This window comes from Fundicoccus sp. Sow4_D5 (assembly GCF_052116365.1).
GTDB lineage: Bacteria > Bacillota > Bacilli > Lactobacillales > Aerococcaceae > Fundicoccus.
The window spans coordinates 76,750-93,537 of record NZ_JBQKLF010000011.1; the positions used below are offsets into that span (position 1 = coordinate 76,750).

14 protein-coding genes and 1 pseudogene are annotated in these 16,788 nt (G+C 31.5%); all 15 read left to right on the forward strand.

What is annotated here, in order from left to right; translation table 11 throughout:
- Nucleotides 1–406 precede the first annotated feature (406 nt).
- Nucleotides 407–1,003, forward strand: a pseudogene (locus ACTQ45_RS11580) (NAD-dependent epimerase/dehydratase family protein); the annotation flags it as partial.
- 371 nt (nucleotides 1,004–1,374) lie between these two features.
- Nucleotides 1,375–3,234, forward strand: coding sequence for a polysaccharide biosynthesis protein (locus tag ACTQ45_RS11585; protein WP_441763813.1), 1,860 nt, complete (start codon nucleotides 1,375–1,377; stop codon nucleotides 3,232–3,234).
- Between the two features lie 14 nt (nucleotides 3,235–3,248).
- The gene (locus ACTQ45_RS11590; RefSeq protein ID WP_441763800.1) at nucleotides 3,249–3,983 is read left to right on the forward strand and encodes a YveK family protein; all 735 of its coding nucleotides are present in this window, start codon (nucleotides 3,249–3,251) and stop codon (nucleotides 3,981–3,983) included.
- 2 nt (nucleotides 3,984–3,985) lie between these two features.
- On the forward strand, nucleotides 3,986–4,714 hold the full coding sequence (locus ACTQ45_RS11595) for a CpsD/CapB family tyrosine-protein kinase (RefSeq protein WP_441763801.1): 729 nt from the start codon (nucleotides 3,986–3,988) through the stop codon (nucleotides 4,712–4,714).
- A 47-nt stretch (nucleotides 4,715–4,761) separates the two neighbouring features.
- On the forward strand, nucleotides 4,762–5,619 hold the full coding sequence (locus ACTQ45_RS11600) for an NAD-dependent epimerase/dehydratase family protein (protein ID WP_441763802.1): 858 nt from the start codon (nucleotides 4,762–4,764) through the stop codon (nucleotides 5,617–5,619).
- 14 nt (nucleotides 5,620–5,633) lie between these two features.
- Nucleotides 5,634–6,737 (forward strand): glycosyltransferase family 4 protein, encoded by a 1,104-nt coding sequence (locus ACTQ45_RS11605; RefSeq protein ID WP_441763803.1) that lies wholly within the window; start codon nucleotides 5,634–5,636, stop codon nucleotides 6,735–6,737.
- 42 nt (nucleotides 6,738–6,779) lie between these two features.
- Nucleotides 6,780–7,787 (forward strand): glycosyltransferase, encoded by a 1,008-nt coding sequence (locus ACTQ45_RS11610; protein WP_441763804.1) that lies wholly within the window; start codon nucleotides 6,780–6,782, stop codon nucleotides 7,785–7,787.
- A 13-nt stretch (nucleotides 7,788–7,800) separates the two neighbouring features.
- Complete coding sequence (locus ACTQ45_RS11615; protein ID WP_441763805.1) at nucleotides 7,801–8,709, forward strand: glycosyltransferase family 2 protein; 909 nt, start codon at nucleotides 7,801–7,803, stop codon at nucleotides 8,707–8,709.
- A gap of 8 nt (nucleotides 8,710–8,717) precedes the next feature.
- Entirely contained in the window at nucleotides 8,718–9,707 is a 990-nt protein-coding gene (locus tag ACTQ45_RS11620) for a glycosyltransferase (RefSeq protein ID WP_441763806.1), read from the forward strand.
- 19 nt (nucleotides 9,708–9,726) lie between these two features.
- Nucleotides 9,727–10,983 carry an O-antigen ligase family protein gene (locus tag ACTQ45_RS11625; protein ID WP_441763807.1) on the forward strand — a complete coding sequence of 419 codons (1,257 nt, stop codon included), beginning with the start codon at nucleotides 9,727–9,729 and terminating at the stop codon, nucleotides 10,981–10,983.
- Nucleotides 10,983–12,104 (forward strand): polysaccharide pyruvyl transferase family protein, encoded by a 1,122-nt coding sequence (locus tag ACTQ45_RS11630; RefSeq protein WP_441763808.1) that lies wholly within the window; start codon nucleotides 10,983–10,985, stop codon nucleotides 12,102–12,104. Before ACTQ45_RS11625 ends, ACTQ45_RS11630 begins: the two co-directional genes overlap by 1 nt.
- A 15-nt stretch (nucleotides 12,105–12,119) precedes the next feature.
- A complete protein-coding gene (locus ACTQ45_RS11635) occupies nucleotides 12,120–13,532 on the forward strand; it encodes a lipopolysaccharide biosynthesis protein (RefSeq protein ID WP_441763809.1) in 1,413 nt (470 codons plus the stop codon).
- A gap of 44 nt (nucleotides 13,533–13,576) precedes the next feature.
- Nucleotides 13,577–14,743 carry a nucleotide sugar dehydrogenase gene (locus ACTQ45_RS11640; RefSeq protein ID WP_441763810.1) on the forward strand — a complete coding sequence of 389 codons (1,167 nt, stop codon included), beginning with the start codon at nucleotides 13,577–13,579 and terminating at the stop codon, nucleotides 14,741–14,743.
- Between the two features lie 36 nt (nucleotides 14,744–14,779).
- Nucleotides 14,780–15,673 (forward strand): UTP--glucose-1-phosphate uridylyltransferase GalU, encoded by an 894-nt coding sequence (galU, locus tag ACTQ45_RS11645; RefSeq protein ID WP_441763811.1) that lies wholly within the window; start codon nucleotides 14,780–14,782, stop codon nucleotides 15,671–15,673.
- 121 nt (nucleotides 15,674–15,794) lie between these two features.
- Nucleotides 15,795–16,415, forward strand: a complete 621-nt coding sequence (locus tag ACTQ45_RS11650) for a sugar transferase (RefSeq protein WP_441763812.1) — start codon at nucleotides 15,795–15,797, stop codon at nucleotides 16,413–16,415.
- The last annotated feature ends 373 nt before the right edge of the window (nucleotides 16,416–16,788 follow it).

The following is a 16,788-nucleotide window of genomic DNA, read 5'->3' on the forward strand; positions in this document are numbered from 1 at the left end:
ACTCTCATCTATTTAGCTTAACTTTCTATATATATGAGAGTTTTTCTATGTAGTCAGTTGACTTACAGGTGGTTTACCTTTAATATTTATTTGTTAAAGCTTTAGAATGGAATAAAATCAATAGGTAAATATTGGTGAATATTATATGAAAAAAATATTAATCACCGGAGTAAATAGTTTCATAGGTAACTCATTAGAGTGTTGATTATCGAAACAAGCCGATGAATTCGACATCGATAAACTATCCTTTAGAAATGATGCTTGGAAGCTAAAGGACTTTAGTTCTTATGTTTCAATCGTTCATGTGGCCGGGATAGCTCATGTCTCATCCGATGAGAACTTAAAAGAAGAGTATTATAGAGTCAATCGAGATTTAACGATTGCTTAAGCAGAGAAAGCGAAAGCAGATGGAGTCAAGCAATTCATTTTCTTGAGCAGTATCATCATATATGGAGCGAGTGATATTCCAAATGGTATTATAACGCAGGGCACCGTCCCAAAAGCGAAAGACTTCTACGGTGACAGTAAGATACAAGCAGAAGCAGGTTTGAAAACTCTGGAATCACCAAACTTTCAAATCGCAATCATCAGACCCCCCATGATTTATGGTAAAGGATCGAAAGGTAACTATCCTAAGTTAGCGAAGCTAGCTGTTAGAATTCCCTTCTTCCCAAACTTTGATAATAAACGCAGTATGATTCACGTCGATAATTTATCAGAGTTGATTAAACTACTGATAGTAAATGAAGAAAGCGGTACATTCTTTCCACAGAATAAAGACTATGTCCAAACAAGCCGTCTAGTAAAACTGATTGCGCATGCCCATGGTAAGCGTAGTTATCAAACTAAATTATTCAACCCACTAATAAAAAGCGTACTTAAATTTAATGTGGTTCACAAGGTTTTTGGTGACTATGTCTATGATCAAGCGCTAAGTAACTATGCCAAAGGACGCTACCAAGTCTACAATTTAAAAGAATCGATCGATTTAACCGAAAGGTAATCATAAAGAAAACTCCCTGTAATTTAGTGAATGAATGAAGAATTACAGAGAGTTTTCTTGTCGATTCATACAATAAAAGACGGCTAATTGTCGGAAAAAACACTAAAAACAGTAATAAAACGCATTCATTGCCAATACATTAAAAAAACACATTGTAATCATTTAGAATTATATTATAATTGAAATATTGAATACTAGACAAACAGCTTCTAATACCGAACAATAAGTTACCTAGAGTAAGATGCTTAGTTGAAAAATCTTCGATTAACCGTTAAAATTAGAGTGAGTCTATTAGTATAGTCATAAGGAAAGTAAGGGGTCGTGTATTGCACTTACTTGACAATTTATATAGAAAGAACGTGAAGAATATAATGAATGCCCATCAAGGAATATCCGTACATATTGTTGACTATGTACAAAAGTTAAATAAGGCACAGAAACGGCTGATTTGGATGGTGGCAGATTTAGGCATCTATCTACTCGCTGGAATCTTGTCTTATTTATTTTTTTTGACTTTGATAAAGGTACCAATGGTGAATTATGCAGTTTATATCGTTTCTTCTTTTATCATTTATTTGCTCTTATCTCATTTTTTTCAAGTGAGTACACGAATCAATCGCTATAGTGGCATCATCGATATCATCTTATTATTTATCATCTCAATGCTTAGTAGTGCGATTGGCGGCTTATTCTGTAGTGTGGTATTGAATGTCTTTTCTTTTCGTTACACGGTACTGTCAATGATTGTATCTGCTTTAGGAGTTGTAGGGCTTAGAACCATTTGGCAGATGATTTACTTATCAAAGTATAGAAACGGAATAATTCAAGAGGAAATCAGAAACATCGTGTTAATTGGTGCAGGAGATGGCGGCTCCTTATTTATGAATAGCTACCGCCGTAATAAAGGGAACATGAATGTCGTTGCCATACTCGACAATAACCCGGACAAGAAAGGCCAGAATATTGGAGGGATACCCGTTATTGGGGATTCCAGTATGGTGCCAGAGTTAGTCGGTCAGTACAAGAATTTAGAAGCGATTGTGGCGATTCCTTCATTGTCACCAAATGATTATGAAAGAATACTTCAAATATGTAATGAACATGATGTCACAGTATACAAGATGCCTAAAGTTGAAGATGTCATCCTAGGAGTTCATCAAACAAAGGATACAATGACTAAAGTAAATATCTCAGATTTACTAGGAAGAAAAGAAATTGAGTTAGACGAAACTAAACTCCGTAGTGAACTTGAAGGTAAAACAATCCTAATTACGGGTGCAGGTGGATCAATCGGTTCTGAGATTTCTAGACAAGTGAGTCGTTTTAACCCTAAGAGAGTCTTATTATTGGGTCACGGTGAAAACTCAATTTACTTAATTTATCATGAATTATTAAAAAGAAAAGGATTTACAGAGTACGTACCAGTCATCGCAGATGTCCAGGATTATGACAGAATTCTAAGTATCTTTCTAAAAGAGAAACCGGATATTGTCTATCATGCTGCGGCACACAAACATGTACCCTTAATGGAGAGCAATCCAGTAGAAGCGTTTAAAAATAATATTCTAGGGACTTATAATATAGCCAAAGCAGTCGATGCAGCTAAGTTACCTAAGATGGTGCTGATTTCTACTGATAAAGCGGTGAACCCACCAAATGTGATGGGGGCGACTAAACGTGTAGCGGAACTGATTATCACTGGTATGAACCAAAAGAGTCAGTCAAACTACTGTGCCGTAAGATTTGGTAATGTACTAGGTAGCCGTGGGAGTGTCATTCCAGTCTTTGAAAAACAAATCGCGGAGGGTGGACCAATAACAGTCACAGACTTTAGAATGACGCGTTACTTCATGACGATACCTGAAGCCAGTCGATTAGTCATTTATGCAGGAGCAAATGCCAATGGTGGAGAAGTATTTATCTTGGATATGGGCGAACCAGTTAAGATAGTAGACTTAGCTAAGAAAATGATTCTACTCAGTGGACATACAGAAGACGACATTAATATAGTAGAATCGGGCATACGGCCTGGAGAGAAACTCTATGAAGAGTTGTTAACCTCTTCTGAATTAGTCGGCAATCAATTAAATGAAAAAATATTTATTGGTAAAGTAGCCCAAATGCCAATAAACAATATTGATTCATTTATTCAAGAATTACACCATAGCATTGATAATAGCCGGGAATTAAAAGAAAAAATAATTACATTCGCAAATGACAGTGCGAATTAATATCGGAGGATAACATGGAACAAGAAATTAGTTTAAAGGAATTATATCAGATAGTAAAAAAACATTTTTTAACGGTTTTAATTGCAATGATTACAGGAATCCTTGTATTTATATTAATAATGATGTTCTTTATCACGCCGAAGTATAACTCGGAGGCACAATTATTAGTGAATCAACAATCTAGTCAACAAAATATTCAAGTGAGTGAGATTCAATCAAACATTCAAATGATAAATACTTATCGAGATATAATTACAGGGCAATCAGTATTAGGTAGTGTAAACGAAAACTTAAACAATCAATTTTCAATTAAGCAATTAAGGGATGCAATAACTGTGGATCAGGGAACTAACTCACAAGCATTTAAAGTTACAGCCACTATGGATACAGCAGAAGATGCTCAAAAAGTGTTGGATGAACTAATATCAACATTTGAAATGACTATTCGAGATATATATGGAGATGTTGAAGCAAGTATTTTTGTTCTTTCGCCTGCCACATACAATCCAAATAAGGTTTCACCAAGAATTATAATTTTCGTGCTCTTAGGGGCAATAGTTGGTTTAATGATAAGTATGGTTATTATACTTATTTTTGAGCTAATGGATACAACAGTAAAAGAGGATGACTTTATGGTTCAGTTAGGGTTAATTAATTTAGGACATGTATACGAATTAACAAACAAAGAATTAAAACAAACTAGATTAACTTCAAAGCAAGCGAATAATAGCATAAGAGAGAGGATATAAATATGTTTAATCGTAGAAAAAAAACTGAACAACGTTTACAAAAAGAACAAATACAGGGAACATCTTTGATTACTTTTATGGAACCCAAGTCTATAAACGCAGAGCAATTTAGAACGATTAGAACGAATATTGAATTTGCTCAATTAGATTCACAGTTAAAAAGCATTCTAGTCTCATCAAGTATTCCAGCAGAAGGAAAATCAACAATTTCTTCAAATTTAGCGTATGTTATTTCACAAACCGATAAAAAAGTCCTTTTGGTAGATTCTGACTTAAGAAAACCAACGGTGCATAGAACGTTTAAATTAAACAACGAACAAGGATTAACGACATTACTAACAAATAATGAAGTGAAATTTAATCAAGTAGTTCAACATAGTAGAGAACTTAATTTATACTTTTTACCATCGGGGCCAATTCCGCCAAATCCATCAGAAATGTTAGGGTCTGGGAGAATGACACTTTTAATGAAGGAACTGAATCAGTATTTTGATTTAGTCATTTATGACGCCCCGCCAATTACAGCAGTTACAGACCCACAAATTTTAGCTACAAAAGTTGATGGCGTTGTTTTAGTAGTAAGACAAGGCTATTCTCGAAAAGAAGAAGTAAAAGAAGCAAAAAGAGCATTAGAAAATGTGAATGCTAATATATTAGGGTATGTAATGAATGGAAAAGAAATTAAAGATAATATTGGTTATTATTCTTATTACAGGTATAACGAAGAGTAATAAATTATCTCAAGGATCAATTGTAAATATAAGGAGATAGGTAAATTGTGAGTAAATCCATATTAGTGACTGGAGAAAATAGCTATATTGGGAATAGTTTTGTGCACTATGCAAAGAACAAACAAAAAAATTATACTATTCATAAATTATCACTACGTGAAAACAAATGGATGGATGAAGATTTCACTAAATTTGATGTGATAATTCACTTAGCAGGGATTGCGCATATTAAAGAAACTCCAACAAATCGTCAACTATATTTTGATATTAACAAAGATTTAGCACTTAAAGTTGCTAGGAAAGCAAAAAAAAGTGGAGTAAAACAGTTTATATTTTTTAGTACAATGAGTGTATATGGAAAAAGAATAGGGAAAATAGATTCTTCTACAAAAGAAAATCCAAATAGTGCTTATGGAATGTCAAAATTGGAAGCCGAAAAAGAAATGGAAAATTTAAACACGAAAAATTTTAAACTTGTAATTATTCGACCACCAATGGTATATGGTCCAGATTGTCCAGGTAACTATAATGCCTTATCTTTAGTTTCCAAGAAAATTTGCATGTTTCCATCTTTCCACAACTCAAGAAGCATGATATTTGTGGATAACTTGTCGGAGCTATTAATTAACATAATAGATAAAAGTGCAAATGGTAAGTACTTTCCACAAAATAAAGAGTATGTATGTACGAGTGATATGATAGAAAAAATTGCTGAGTATCATAATATGCGTGTAAGGAGGATTGATATGTTTAATCGGATAATTCACAAATTAAACATAGGAATCCTTCACAAAATCTTTGGTGATTTAACTTATTCTAAAGAATTATCAGAAACTGATTTTAATTACCAAGTAGTTGAATTCGAAGAATCAATTATTTTAAGTGAGAAAGGCAATGTAAAATGAAGAAATTCCTATTAGTGGCAACAGTAGTAAAACTCCATGTGAACGTATTTCATATACCGTTACTAAAAATGATGAAGGATAAAGGATATGAAGTACATGTTTGTTCAAAAAATGACTTTAACGAAGGAGAACAAATTAATATCCCCTATTGTGATAAATTCTTTAATTTACCATTTGATCGTAATCCATTATCAATTAAAAATATCAAAGCATATAAAAAATTAAAAACAATTATTGATTATAATGATTATGATATTATACATTGTCACACCCCTGTTGGTGGAGCTTTAACTAGATTAGCTGCGAAAGAAGCTAGGAAACAAGGGTGTAAGGTGGTTTATACTGCTCATGGTTTTCATTTTTACAGCGGAGCGCCAGTTATCAACTGGCTAGTTTATTATCCAATCGAAAAAATTCTATCGAAGCATACAGATGCACTTTTAACAATAAACGAAGAAGATTATAAAAGAGCAAAAAAAATGAAAACTTCAAATATATTCAAAATATCAGGTGTAGGTATAGATCTTGATAAATTCCGGAAAAATAATAGTAATGGAAGAAAATTTAAAAGAGAATTAGGAATAAACGAAGACGACAGCATTATAATTTCAGTGGGAGAATTAAATGAAAATAAAAATCATAGTGTTATTATAAAAGCATTATCGAAAATTAAATCGAATTCAATTTATTATATAATTTGTGGTCAAGGTCATATGGATAAAAGTTTACTGCAATTAGCAACTAAATTAAACGTAGAAAATAATATAAAATTAGTTGGTTTTCAAAAAAATATAAATAATTTTTTAGACATTGCGGATGTTTATGTTTTCCCCTCCATTAGGGAAGGGCTATCCCTCTCGTTAATGGAAGCTATGGCAAACAGCTTACCAATAATTGCTTCCGATATCCGAGGGAATAAAGATTTAATTGATGATTTAAAAGGTGGCTATTTGGTAAACCCAGAAAACTCTACTCAAATTGCCGAGAGAATAGAACAATTACTAACTGATAATAAATTATCTAATGAGTATGGAAAATATAATTTTGAAAAGGTTCAAAATTATTCAATTAATAATGTATTAACACAAATAGAAAAAATATATTCAGCATTAGAATAATAAAATTTTATTCTGTTGGGGTATGCAGAAGGAAGATGTAAATTGACGAAAATAAGTGTAATCATGCCTGCTTATAATTCTGAAAAATATATAGAAAAAAGTATTCAGTCGGTATTAAGGCAATCACACAAAAATTTAGAACTCATAATCATTAATGATGGATCAATAGATCGGACTAAAACAATTATACAAAATCTTCAAAAACATGATAAACGAATAAGTTATTATGAAATAAAGAATTCTGGTTCCGCTGTTGCCCGAAATGTTGGATTGGAAAAAGCTAGAGGAGAATATTTAGCGTTTGTAGATTCTGATGATTATATTGCTGAAAAAATGTTTGAAACATTAATCACATATTCAAAAAAATATAATAGTGACATAGTAAGTTGTAGTTATGAATGGGTATACTCTAAATTTACAAAACCTGAAAAAACTTATTTAGCAAAAGGATACTATGATAAAAGTAAACTAATAAAAGAAATTTATCCAGAAATCTTATCGACTAAGTCATTAAACGATAAGATACCTAAAACTATGTGGACAAAAATATTTCGAAAAGATCTTATAACAAGGAACAAAATAAGATTCACACCGGAACTAAAGATGAGCCAGGATCTAATTTTTTCGATCAAATGTTTATTAACTTCAAATTCATTTTACTATCTTCCTGACGATAAATTTTATAAATATATTAGTAATGAGAACTCACGGACGAATACCTATTTAGAGAATGCTTGGCCGATATTGAAATCTAATTCAGAACAATTGGAACTAATTAGCAAGAGATTTTCTGAGTATAATTTAAATTCACAATTACCATATGCGTTACTTAGAAATGCAATGACTGCGATAGCAAATATCGGGAAAAACAAAGATTTAAAACGACAAAGAAATGAATTGAAAAACATTTTGAATGATATTGAGCTAAGAAAAGCTCTAATTGCAATTGATCCGAGTGAACTAAATATTATCAGGAAATTAATGTTTTATTTAATAAAATACAAAAAAGTTAATTTTTTAATGATAGCACTAAGGCTTAATGCAAAGTGAAAGAGGAATATAAATGAAAGTATCTATAATAATTCCACATTATAATAGTTGGGAAAAGCTTTGGGAATTACTACTAACTATACCACGAGCTGAAATATTTGAAACAATTGTGGTTGATGATCACTCCGAAAACTTTGCTGAAAATGAAGAGAAAATCAATTTATATTTTCCAAATGTAATTATGATAGAGAATTCAATAGGGAAAAAAGGAGCTGGCTCTGCTAGAAATAACGGTTTGAAAATAGCAACAGGAAAATGGATATTGTTTGCCGATTCAGACGATATGTTTCAAGATGATTTGATATTCAAAATAAGAGAATACTATGATAGTGAATATGAAATTGTATATTTTACACCTATCAGTATTATAGATAACGGAGTTTCCAAAAGACATATTCAATATGAAAAATATGTAGTTGATTATTTAAAAGATAGTAATAGAAAAAATAAACTTTCGTTAAAATATAAGTTCATAGTACCTTGGTCAAAGATGATTAGAAAATCAATTATTGATGAAAATCAAATTGAATTTCAGGAAGTTATGTACTCTAATGATATATTATTTTCTGTCAAAGTAGGATATTACGCCAGTAAAATCGCTGCAAGTTCCCAAATAATATATATCATTCGAGAAACGGAAGGGAGTTTAACGACAATAAAAAATAGTGACGTATTTATGCAAAGATATTATACATGGCTAGATTATGCACTTTTTTTAAAAAGTAAACTACCTCAAGATGATTTTTTAAATTTGAATATAACGATTAGTTCGCAGATTTTAAATGCTATAAAGTATAAAGTTTCTTTATCAGAACTCTATTTAATACTAAAATTAGCGCGTAAGAATTCACTGTCAATTTTAGATAGACGCTTGTTAAATGTTAAGTTTTTGTTTGAAAAAATACAAAATAGTATAAGATAGGTGATTAGATGACAAAAAGAAACATACTATTATCTATAATAGTCCCTGTATTTAATACAGAGAAATATTTAGAGGCATGTATCAAAAGCCTGTTCGAACAAAATCTTAAAGATTATGAAATTATCATTATTAATGATGGTTCAACCGATAGTTCACTTCAAATTTTAAAAAAACTTCAAAATAAAGAAACTAGAATTTTTTGTCAAAAGAATAAAGGCCAAGGAACAGCGAGAAATTTTGGAATAAAAAAAGCAAAAGGAAAGTATATTTATTTTATGGATAGTGATGATTTGTTGAAAAGAGACTCATTATCTAAAATACTTACCATACTAGAGGAGTCTCAATTAGAACTATTATCATTTGATGCTGAGACATTCGTAAGTAAAGATTATGAAGGAAAAGCTGAATTCATTCCTAATTATAAAAGGGAAAGAGAATACGGATTTTTTAATACAGGAGAAGAATTGTTAGTGTCTTTATTGAGAAATAATGAGTATTCGGTATCACCATGTTTATACGTGACGAAAAGATCATTGATATTAAGTGAGAATATTATGTTTAAAGAAGGCGTTATACACGAAGATGACGCATTTACAACTGAAGTTTTTATGAAAGCTCGAAAGGTAAAACATATTAATGAAGCAATTTTTATGAGAAGAATTAGGTCTGGGTCCACAATGACCTCTGGTAATATCAATAAAGCGCTAAAAGGACAGTTTAATGCATTCCTATCAATCGTATATTTATACGAAAATCATATTTTTCAAAATTTAAATCATAAAAAAATTTTTAAAAAACTTATAATTAATAAATTAGTAAAAACAATAGATTTATATCACGTAACTGTTAATATTGAAGAGTTTCAAAAACTATATTCAGAGAGCCAAATTGTATTACAAAGACATAATTATTTTAATATTAAAGGTTGGATGTTGGTTAAACATTACAAAACCTACGTTTCATTAAGAACCTTTTCTTTAAAAATAAAAAACAAATAATAATACAAGGAGGAACAATATGCTTACTTCTTACAAAGACAAAATCATAAATATATCGGTAGTTGAACTTTCAGTTCAGTTATTCAGTATATTTATAACACTATACTTTTTTTCACTCGTATATTTTCCTGGGTATAGGAATTTTGCGACTTTAGGACTGCTTGTTATACAAATAATATATATATTATTTCATGGTAAGGTTTTAGTAAATACATCTAGCTTGTTGTGGATCGTATTCACATTACTGTCAATAATAGGGTTATTGACAGCTAAAATATATGATATAGAACAAATATATTATGTAGAGTCACTGATTGTGATGAGTCTTTTGATGTCAATTCTACTGAGTTTCAATTATGTCTTCGAACTTGGAATAAATAAAATTAATTTTGGTTTTTTTCTCATATCTTTATTATTTGTAACTGGTTCAGTGTTACAGCTAATAAATCCTAATTTATTAATAACGATTAATGGCACACATTTGAATAATTTACATATGGAGGAATCTATTAGATTTATACAAAGAGGATGGGTTAGTGGTTTTTCTAACCAAACTGGAACAAATGCGTTTATGATGTCTGTTGGTCTATCGTATTTATTTATAGGTTTTTTTAAACAAGGTAAGATATTCAAGAAAATAATTTTGGGACTGTCTATAGTGTTAGTGTTATATTTAATTTTTATGACTGGTAAAAGAGGGTTCATCCTTTTTAACGCTGTTATAATGATAACTCTAGCTCCCCTATTAGTCAGAAATAAGCTAACAACCCCATTTGCTTTTATAACAGCGATATCTGTGTTCGTAATTATAACAATGAACACTGAGATTGGTCAAAATATATTACTAAGAATGGATCAAGATGATGTTTCATCGGGCCGTTTTTTAATATATTCAGAGATGATAAATGATATTAAGAGAAACCTATTTTGGGGTTCTGGAACATATTCAACAAGGTTTACTAATAGTACATTTATGGATGGGCATAACATTTATTTACAAGTTTTTCGAGAAAATGGAATTTTTTCACTGATTATCTTCATGTTTTTTATTCTAAAAAATATTTTTATGTCCTTAAAGATCTTGTTTAAAATCGCGAAAAGTAATGAACATTATTATAATGTCGCTCTATCAATATACGGTCAATTATTATTTATTATGTGGGGAATCACAGGGAACCCATTATATGACATGTTTGCATTGTTTTTTTATTTTATATTAGTATCTTTTTCAAATATAATATATAAAAAACTGTTTAAAAATAAGGGGGATATTTAATGAAAAAAGCGAGTATTATATCATTTCAATTTGCGGATAATTATGGGGCGTTACTTCAAATTTACGCACTTTCTTATAAATTAAAAAATAAAGGATTAAGTGTAGAGGTTGTTGATTTTTCACCTAAAGAGTTAAATAGACCCTATGCTTTAGGTTTAGATATTAAATATACATTGAAAAAATTAGGATTTTTTAGAACAATAGCAACAGGATTAATTAAGTTAAAAAACCTTAGAAAGAACATTAATAAGAAAAAGAATTTCCAACGATTTAGAAATGATTTGTTAGAATTAACTGAAGAAAAATACTTTACTTCTGAAGACTTAATGAACACAAGTAAACTTAATAAATATGATTACTATTTTGTAGGTAGCGACCAAGTGTGGAACCCCGCATTTTTTCAATATGGTATTGATGCGTATTTCTTAAATTTTGCACCTAAAGAAAGCACAAAGATATCTTATGCGGCTAGTATTGCAGAAGAGCTTGATGAGAATAACAAAGAGGTCTTCGAAGAAAACTTAAAACGCTTTGATTATATATCAGTCAGAGAAGAATCGGCGAAAAAATCAATTGAATCTCTAACCGATAAGAACGTTAGCGTTACCTTAGATCCAACGCTGTTATTAGATAAAACAGAGTGGCAAATGATTATGTCGAACAAAAGAATCAATGAACGGTTCATTCTAGTTTATGATTTAGTTAGAGATCAACGTATTATTGAATTATCTAATTATGTAGCTGAAAAGTTAAACGCAAAGATAGTTTGTTTTTCTGATGTAAAATACTATGAAAATACATTATTTTCTTTCAACGGAGAAAATCCCATCGATTTTTTAAAATTAGTTAATGATGCAGAATTTGTAATTACTAGTTCTTTTCATGGAACAGCTTTTTCTCTTTTGTTTGAAAAACAATTTTTGACAGTTCCACACCCTACTAGAGGAAGTAGAATGATTGACTTGTTGGAAACTATTGAACTATCTGAACGTTTGGTGACTGAGTTTGATAATGATAAAATAAATTTAAATGAAATAGTAGATTATAGTAAAGTAAACATTCTGATTAAACAATTACAAAAAGAATCAAATGAGTTTATAGAAAAATCTTTACTGAAATAGAGAACGAGGAAAAAAATGACAAGAGAAAAACAATTAGCTTATAATACTGTTTTAATAACATTAAGCAAGGTTTCTTCACAATTGGTAAGTTTCTTTATGTTACCAATATATACATCAATACTCACTACAGAAGAGTATGGTATAGTTGATTTATTAAACACATACGTTGTATTGTTCACACCAATTTTATCATTACAATTGGAAAGTGGTGTGTTTAGATACTTAGTAGATGTTAGGGATAAATTAGAACAGAAAAAAGAATATATTACAACAACAGTGTTAAGTATCACACTACAAACTACAATAGCTTTTTTTGTGTTTTTCTTATTAAGCTTTTTCTTTGACAGCGATTATAAGTATTTTTTAATATTTAATGTTATAATTAATATCTTTTCAAGGATATTGCTACAAGTATCAAGAGGACTGGGAGATAACAAATCATTCGCAGTTGGAAATGCAATACTAGCCATTTCTATGGTTGTTTTAAATGTAATATTTGTTGTTGGCTTTAATATGCGTGCTGATGGAATACTTTTAGCTTATTTTATTGCTAATGTTATATCGATTATATATATTATTTGGAAAAAAGAATTATATCAATATATGTCTGTGAAAGCATTTAGCATAAGTAAATATAAAGAACTTCTTAGATATTCATTACCTTTAGTACCTAATTCTCTGTCCTGGTGGTTAATAAATGCTTCGGATAGAACTATAATCGCTGCATTTATAGGAGTTAGCGCGAACGGTTTGTACGCAATAGCTAATAAGTTCTCAACAGTCTATATGACATTTTATAATATATTTAATATGGCTTGGACTGAATCTGCGATTTTATATATTAATGATGAGGATAGTGAGGAGTTTCTTAGTGAGGTTACCAATATTATATTAAGAGTTTTTTCTTCAATGGCTTTCGGAATTATAGCAGTAATGCCTTTTGTATTTCCATATTTAGTCAACAGTAAATTTCAGGAAGCGTATAATCATATCCCTATATTAATGATAGGGTCTTTATTTAACGTAGTTATTGGCTTGATTAGTGTAGTTTACATCGCAAAAAAACAGACTAGAGTTGTTGCTAATACTTCAATTGCTGCAGGAATCATCAATATAGTGGTGAATTTAACCTTAGTAAAGTATATAGGTTTATTTGCGTCATCTGTGTCAACGGCAGTAGCGTTCTTTGTATTAATGATAATTAGATATGTTGATGTTCAGAAGTATGTCAAAATAAAGATTGATAACGATATAATTATTTCGACACCAATTTTAGGTGCGTTAGTATTAAATGCTTATTATTCACATGATTCAACGTATCAATTACTTTCACTGAGTATAACCATTGTTTATAGTATACTAATTAACTATAAATCAATCAGTATTATAATAGGAATACTTAAGAAAAATCTTAAAATAAAAGAATAATTAATTTTTGATACCAGCTAATATTTTGTAGATAGGAGAAATAAATGAAAATAACAGTAGCAGGAACAGGATACGTTGGATTATCCAACGCAGTTTTATTAGCTCAGAACAATGAAGTTTTCGCATTAGATATTCTTCAAGAGAAAGTCGATTTAATTAATAATCGCATTTCTCCGATTCAAGATAATGAAATAGAAGAATTTTTTAAAAATAAAGAATTAAATTTAACAGCTACAATCAATGTTGAAGAAGCACATAAGAATGCAGACTTCGTTATTATTTCAACACCTACTAACTACGATCCCGTTGAAAATTATTTCGATACGAGTAGTGTAGAGGCTGTGATCGAAGATGTATTACGTATCAATCCTGATGCAACAATGATTGTAAAGTCTACAGTGCCAGTTGGTTATACCGCTGAAATGCGTGAAAAGTATAATACAACCAATATTATATTTTCACCAGAATTCTTACGAGAAGGACGCGCGCTTTATGACAATTTACACCCATCGAGAATTGTTGTTGGGGAGAAATCGGAGCGTGCTAAACAATTCGCGAATCTGCTAGCAGAAGGCGCAATTGATAAAGATATTCCAATTCTATTCACTGATTCAACTGAAGCAGAAGCGATTAAATTATTCGCTAATACGTATTTAGCATTACGTGTGGCTTACTTTAATGAATTGGATTCATATGCTGAAGTGCGTGGCTTAAATACGAAAGATATTATTGATGGAGTAGGGCTAGACCCACGTATTGGTACACATTATAATAACCCTTCCTTTGGTTACGGTGGTTACTGTTTACCTAAAGATACGAAGCAATTACTTGCGAACTATCAAGACGTGCCTCAAAACATCATGTCAGCAGTTGTTGATGCTAACCGTACGCGTAAAGATCATATTTCAGATATGATTTTATCTAAGAAGCCAAGTATCGTAGGGATTCACCGTCTAACGATGAAAGAAGGCTCTGATAACTTTAGACAATCAGCTATCCAAGGCATTATGAAACGTATTAAAGCCAAAGGGGTAGAAGTGGTTGTTTATGAACCAGCTCTAGAAGCAGATGATTTCTATAGTTCACGAGTGATTAGAGATTTTGACGAATTCAAGCAAATTTCTGATGTGATTGTCGCGAACCGTTTATCAGAAGAATTGAAAGACGTTGAAGAAAAAGTGTATACACGTGATGTATTCAATCGCGATTAACATACTATTCTGTAGTTATAATTAGGGGGAGACGCATTGCGTAAAATAAAGAAAGCCATTATTCCGGCTGCTGGATATGGAACGGGATTCTTACCAGCAACGAAAGCAACGGCTAAAGAAATGTTACCCATTGTAGACAAACCAATTATTCAATTTATTGTTGAAGAAGCCTTGGAATCGGGAATCGAAGAAATCCTGATTATTACCGGCAGACATAAGCGACCCATTGAAGACCACTTTGATTCTAACGTGGAACTAGAAGAAAACTTAGTTGCTAAAGAAAAATGGGAATTGTTAGAACTTGTTAAATCAACGACAAAGGCTGATTTATTCTTCGTCCGTCAAGCCTATCCTAAAGGTTTAGGCGATGCGATTTATCAGGCCAAATCCTTCGTTGGAGACGAACCGTTTGTTGTGATGTTAGGCGATAATATCATGGAAAGTGATGTTCCAGTTACTAAACAACTGATAGACCTATATGAAGAGAATGGTGCTTCTAACATAGCAGTGATTGAAGTGCCTAAAGAAGACTCTAATAAGTATGGCATTATCGATATTGATCAAGAAGTCGATGGTTTTAATGGAGAGGTCTTCAGTATTTTAAACGTAGTTGAAAAACCCAATGCGAAAGTTGCGCCAAGTAATTTGGCAGTTGCGGGTCGTTATGTGCTCACACCACAGATTTTTGATATCTTAGCCAAACAAGAAGCAGGTAAAGACGATGAAGTGCAACTAACGGACGCGATCGCTAAGTTAAACGAAACTCAAAGAGTCTTTGCGAAACGAATTGAGGGTAAAAGATACGATGTGGGCAACAGAATGGGTTATATGGACCTGAGTTTACAGTATGGACTCAAGCATCCTGAAACGGAAGTTGGCTTAAGAGACTACTTAATTCAAATGAGTCAAACGCTTAGAAAAGACATATAAATTAATTTTACGAACTAGTCAAAGTGAACTTATCACTTTGGCTATTTTCTTATGGTTTAAACACATGATGTTATGTTAATATAGATTGTGTAGTTTATATTGAATTTTTAAGGAGTACATTATGTATATAACTATTAAAAGAGTGATTGATTTTACGCTTTCTTTATTAGCACTTATTGTGCTGAGTCCTATTTTTCTGATATTAGCTGTTTGGATTAAACTTGATTCTAAGGGGCCGGTTTTCTTTAGACAGAAACGGGTAGGTAAAGATAAAGAGTTTTTCCAAATTTACAAGTTTAGAACGATGAGAACTGATACACCGAGTGATATGCCGACACATTTATTAACGGATCCAGATGCTTTTATCACGAAGTCAGGTAAGTTTTTACGTAAGACTAGTCTTGATGAGTTGCCTCAGATTATTAACATCCTAAAGGGTGAAATGGCGATTATTGGACCACGTCCTGCTCTATGGAATCAAGATGATTTGGTAGCTGAGCGAGACAAATATGGCGCAAATGACGTGTTGCCCGGTCTTTCAGGATGGGCACAGATCAACGGACGTGATGAGCTGCCTATTCCAATTAAAGCGAAATTAGATGGTGATTATGTTGAAAGAATGAGTCTGGCTTTTGATGTGAAATGTTTCATCGGAACTATTACGAGCGTTTTAAGAAGTGACGGAGTTGTTGAAGGTGGAACAGGTGTCATTGAGAAAGCAAAAAAAGAAGTAGAACGATAGTTTCTGGTCGCATTTATTATTAAGATAATGAGTTAAGTCGGGGTAATTTTCTTTGCCGCGGCTTTTTGTTAATTTCGTTTTATTTTTCAAAATAAAAAGTTTTTCTAACGATTAGATTAAGCAATTGTGTAAATAGCGTGAGACATAGTATACTGGATTCAATTAAAGCCACAAGCCTTGAATTTACAAGTGATGCAACACGTTTAAAAGAAGCCTTGTTTCATATTGTGTCGGTTCCTACGCCGATTAACCAAGATAAGACTGATTATTCCGCGCTCTCAGGACCACCAATATCCATATCGAGTCCACCAGGCCAACCGTTAAATTCACGTAATAACCAAACTAAATCCGCACATCGGGTCCACCTATCCAT

Coding starts and splice junctions, on each gene's coding strand:
- ACTQ45_RS11630 (WP_441763808.1), top strand. CDS start 10,983: ATGAAAAAAGCGAGTATTATATCATTTCAATTTGCGGATAATTATGGG.
- ACTQ45_RS11620 (WP_441763806.1), top strand. CDS start 8,718: ATGACAAAAAGAAACATACTATTATCTATAATAGTCCCTGTATTTAAT.
- ACTQ45_RS11585 (WP_441763813.1), top strand. CDS start 1,375: ATGAATGCCCATCAAGGAATATCCGTACATATTGTTGACTATGTACAA.
- ACTQ45_RS11595 (WP_441763801.1), top strand. CDS start 3,986: ATGTTTAATCGTAGAAAAAAAACTGAACAACGTTTACAAAAAGAACAA.
- ACTQ45_RS11640 (WP_441763810.1), top strand. CDS start 13,577: ATGAAAATAACAGTAGCAGGAACAGGATACGTTGGATTATCCAACGCA.
- ACTQ45_RS11625 (WP_441763807.1), top strand. CDS start 9,727: ATGCTTACTTCTTACAAAGACAAAATCATAAATATATCGGTAGTTGAA.
- ACTQ45_RS11650 (WP_441763812.1), top strand. CDS start 15,795: ATGTATATAACTATTAAAAGAGTGATTGATTTTACGCTTTCTTTATTA.
- ACTQ45_RS11635 (WP_441763809.1), top strand. CDS start 12,120: ATGACAAGAGAAAAACAATTAGCTTATAATACTGTTTTAATAACATTA.
- ACTQ45_RS11590 (WP_441763800.1), top strand. CDS start 3,249: ATGGAACAAGAAATTAGTTTAAAGGAATTATATCAGATAGTAAAAAAA.
- ACTQ45_RS11615 (WP_441763805.1), top strand. CDS start 7,801: ATGAAAGTATCTATAATAATTCCACATTATAATAGTTGGGAAAAGCTT.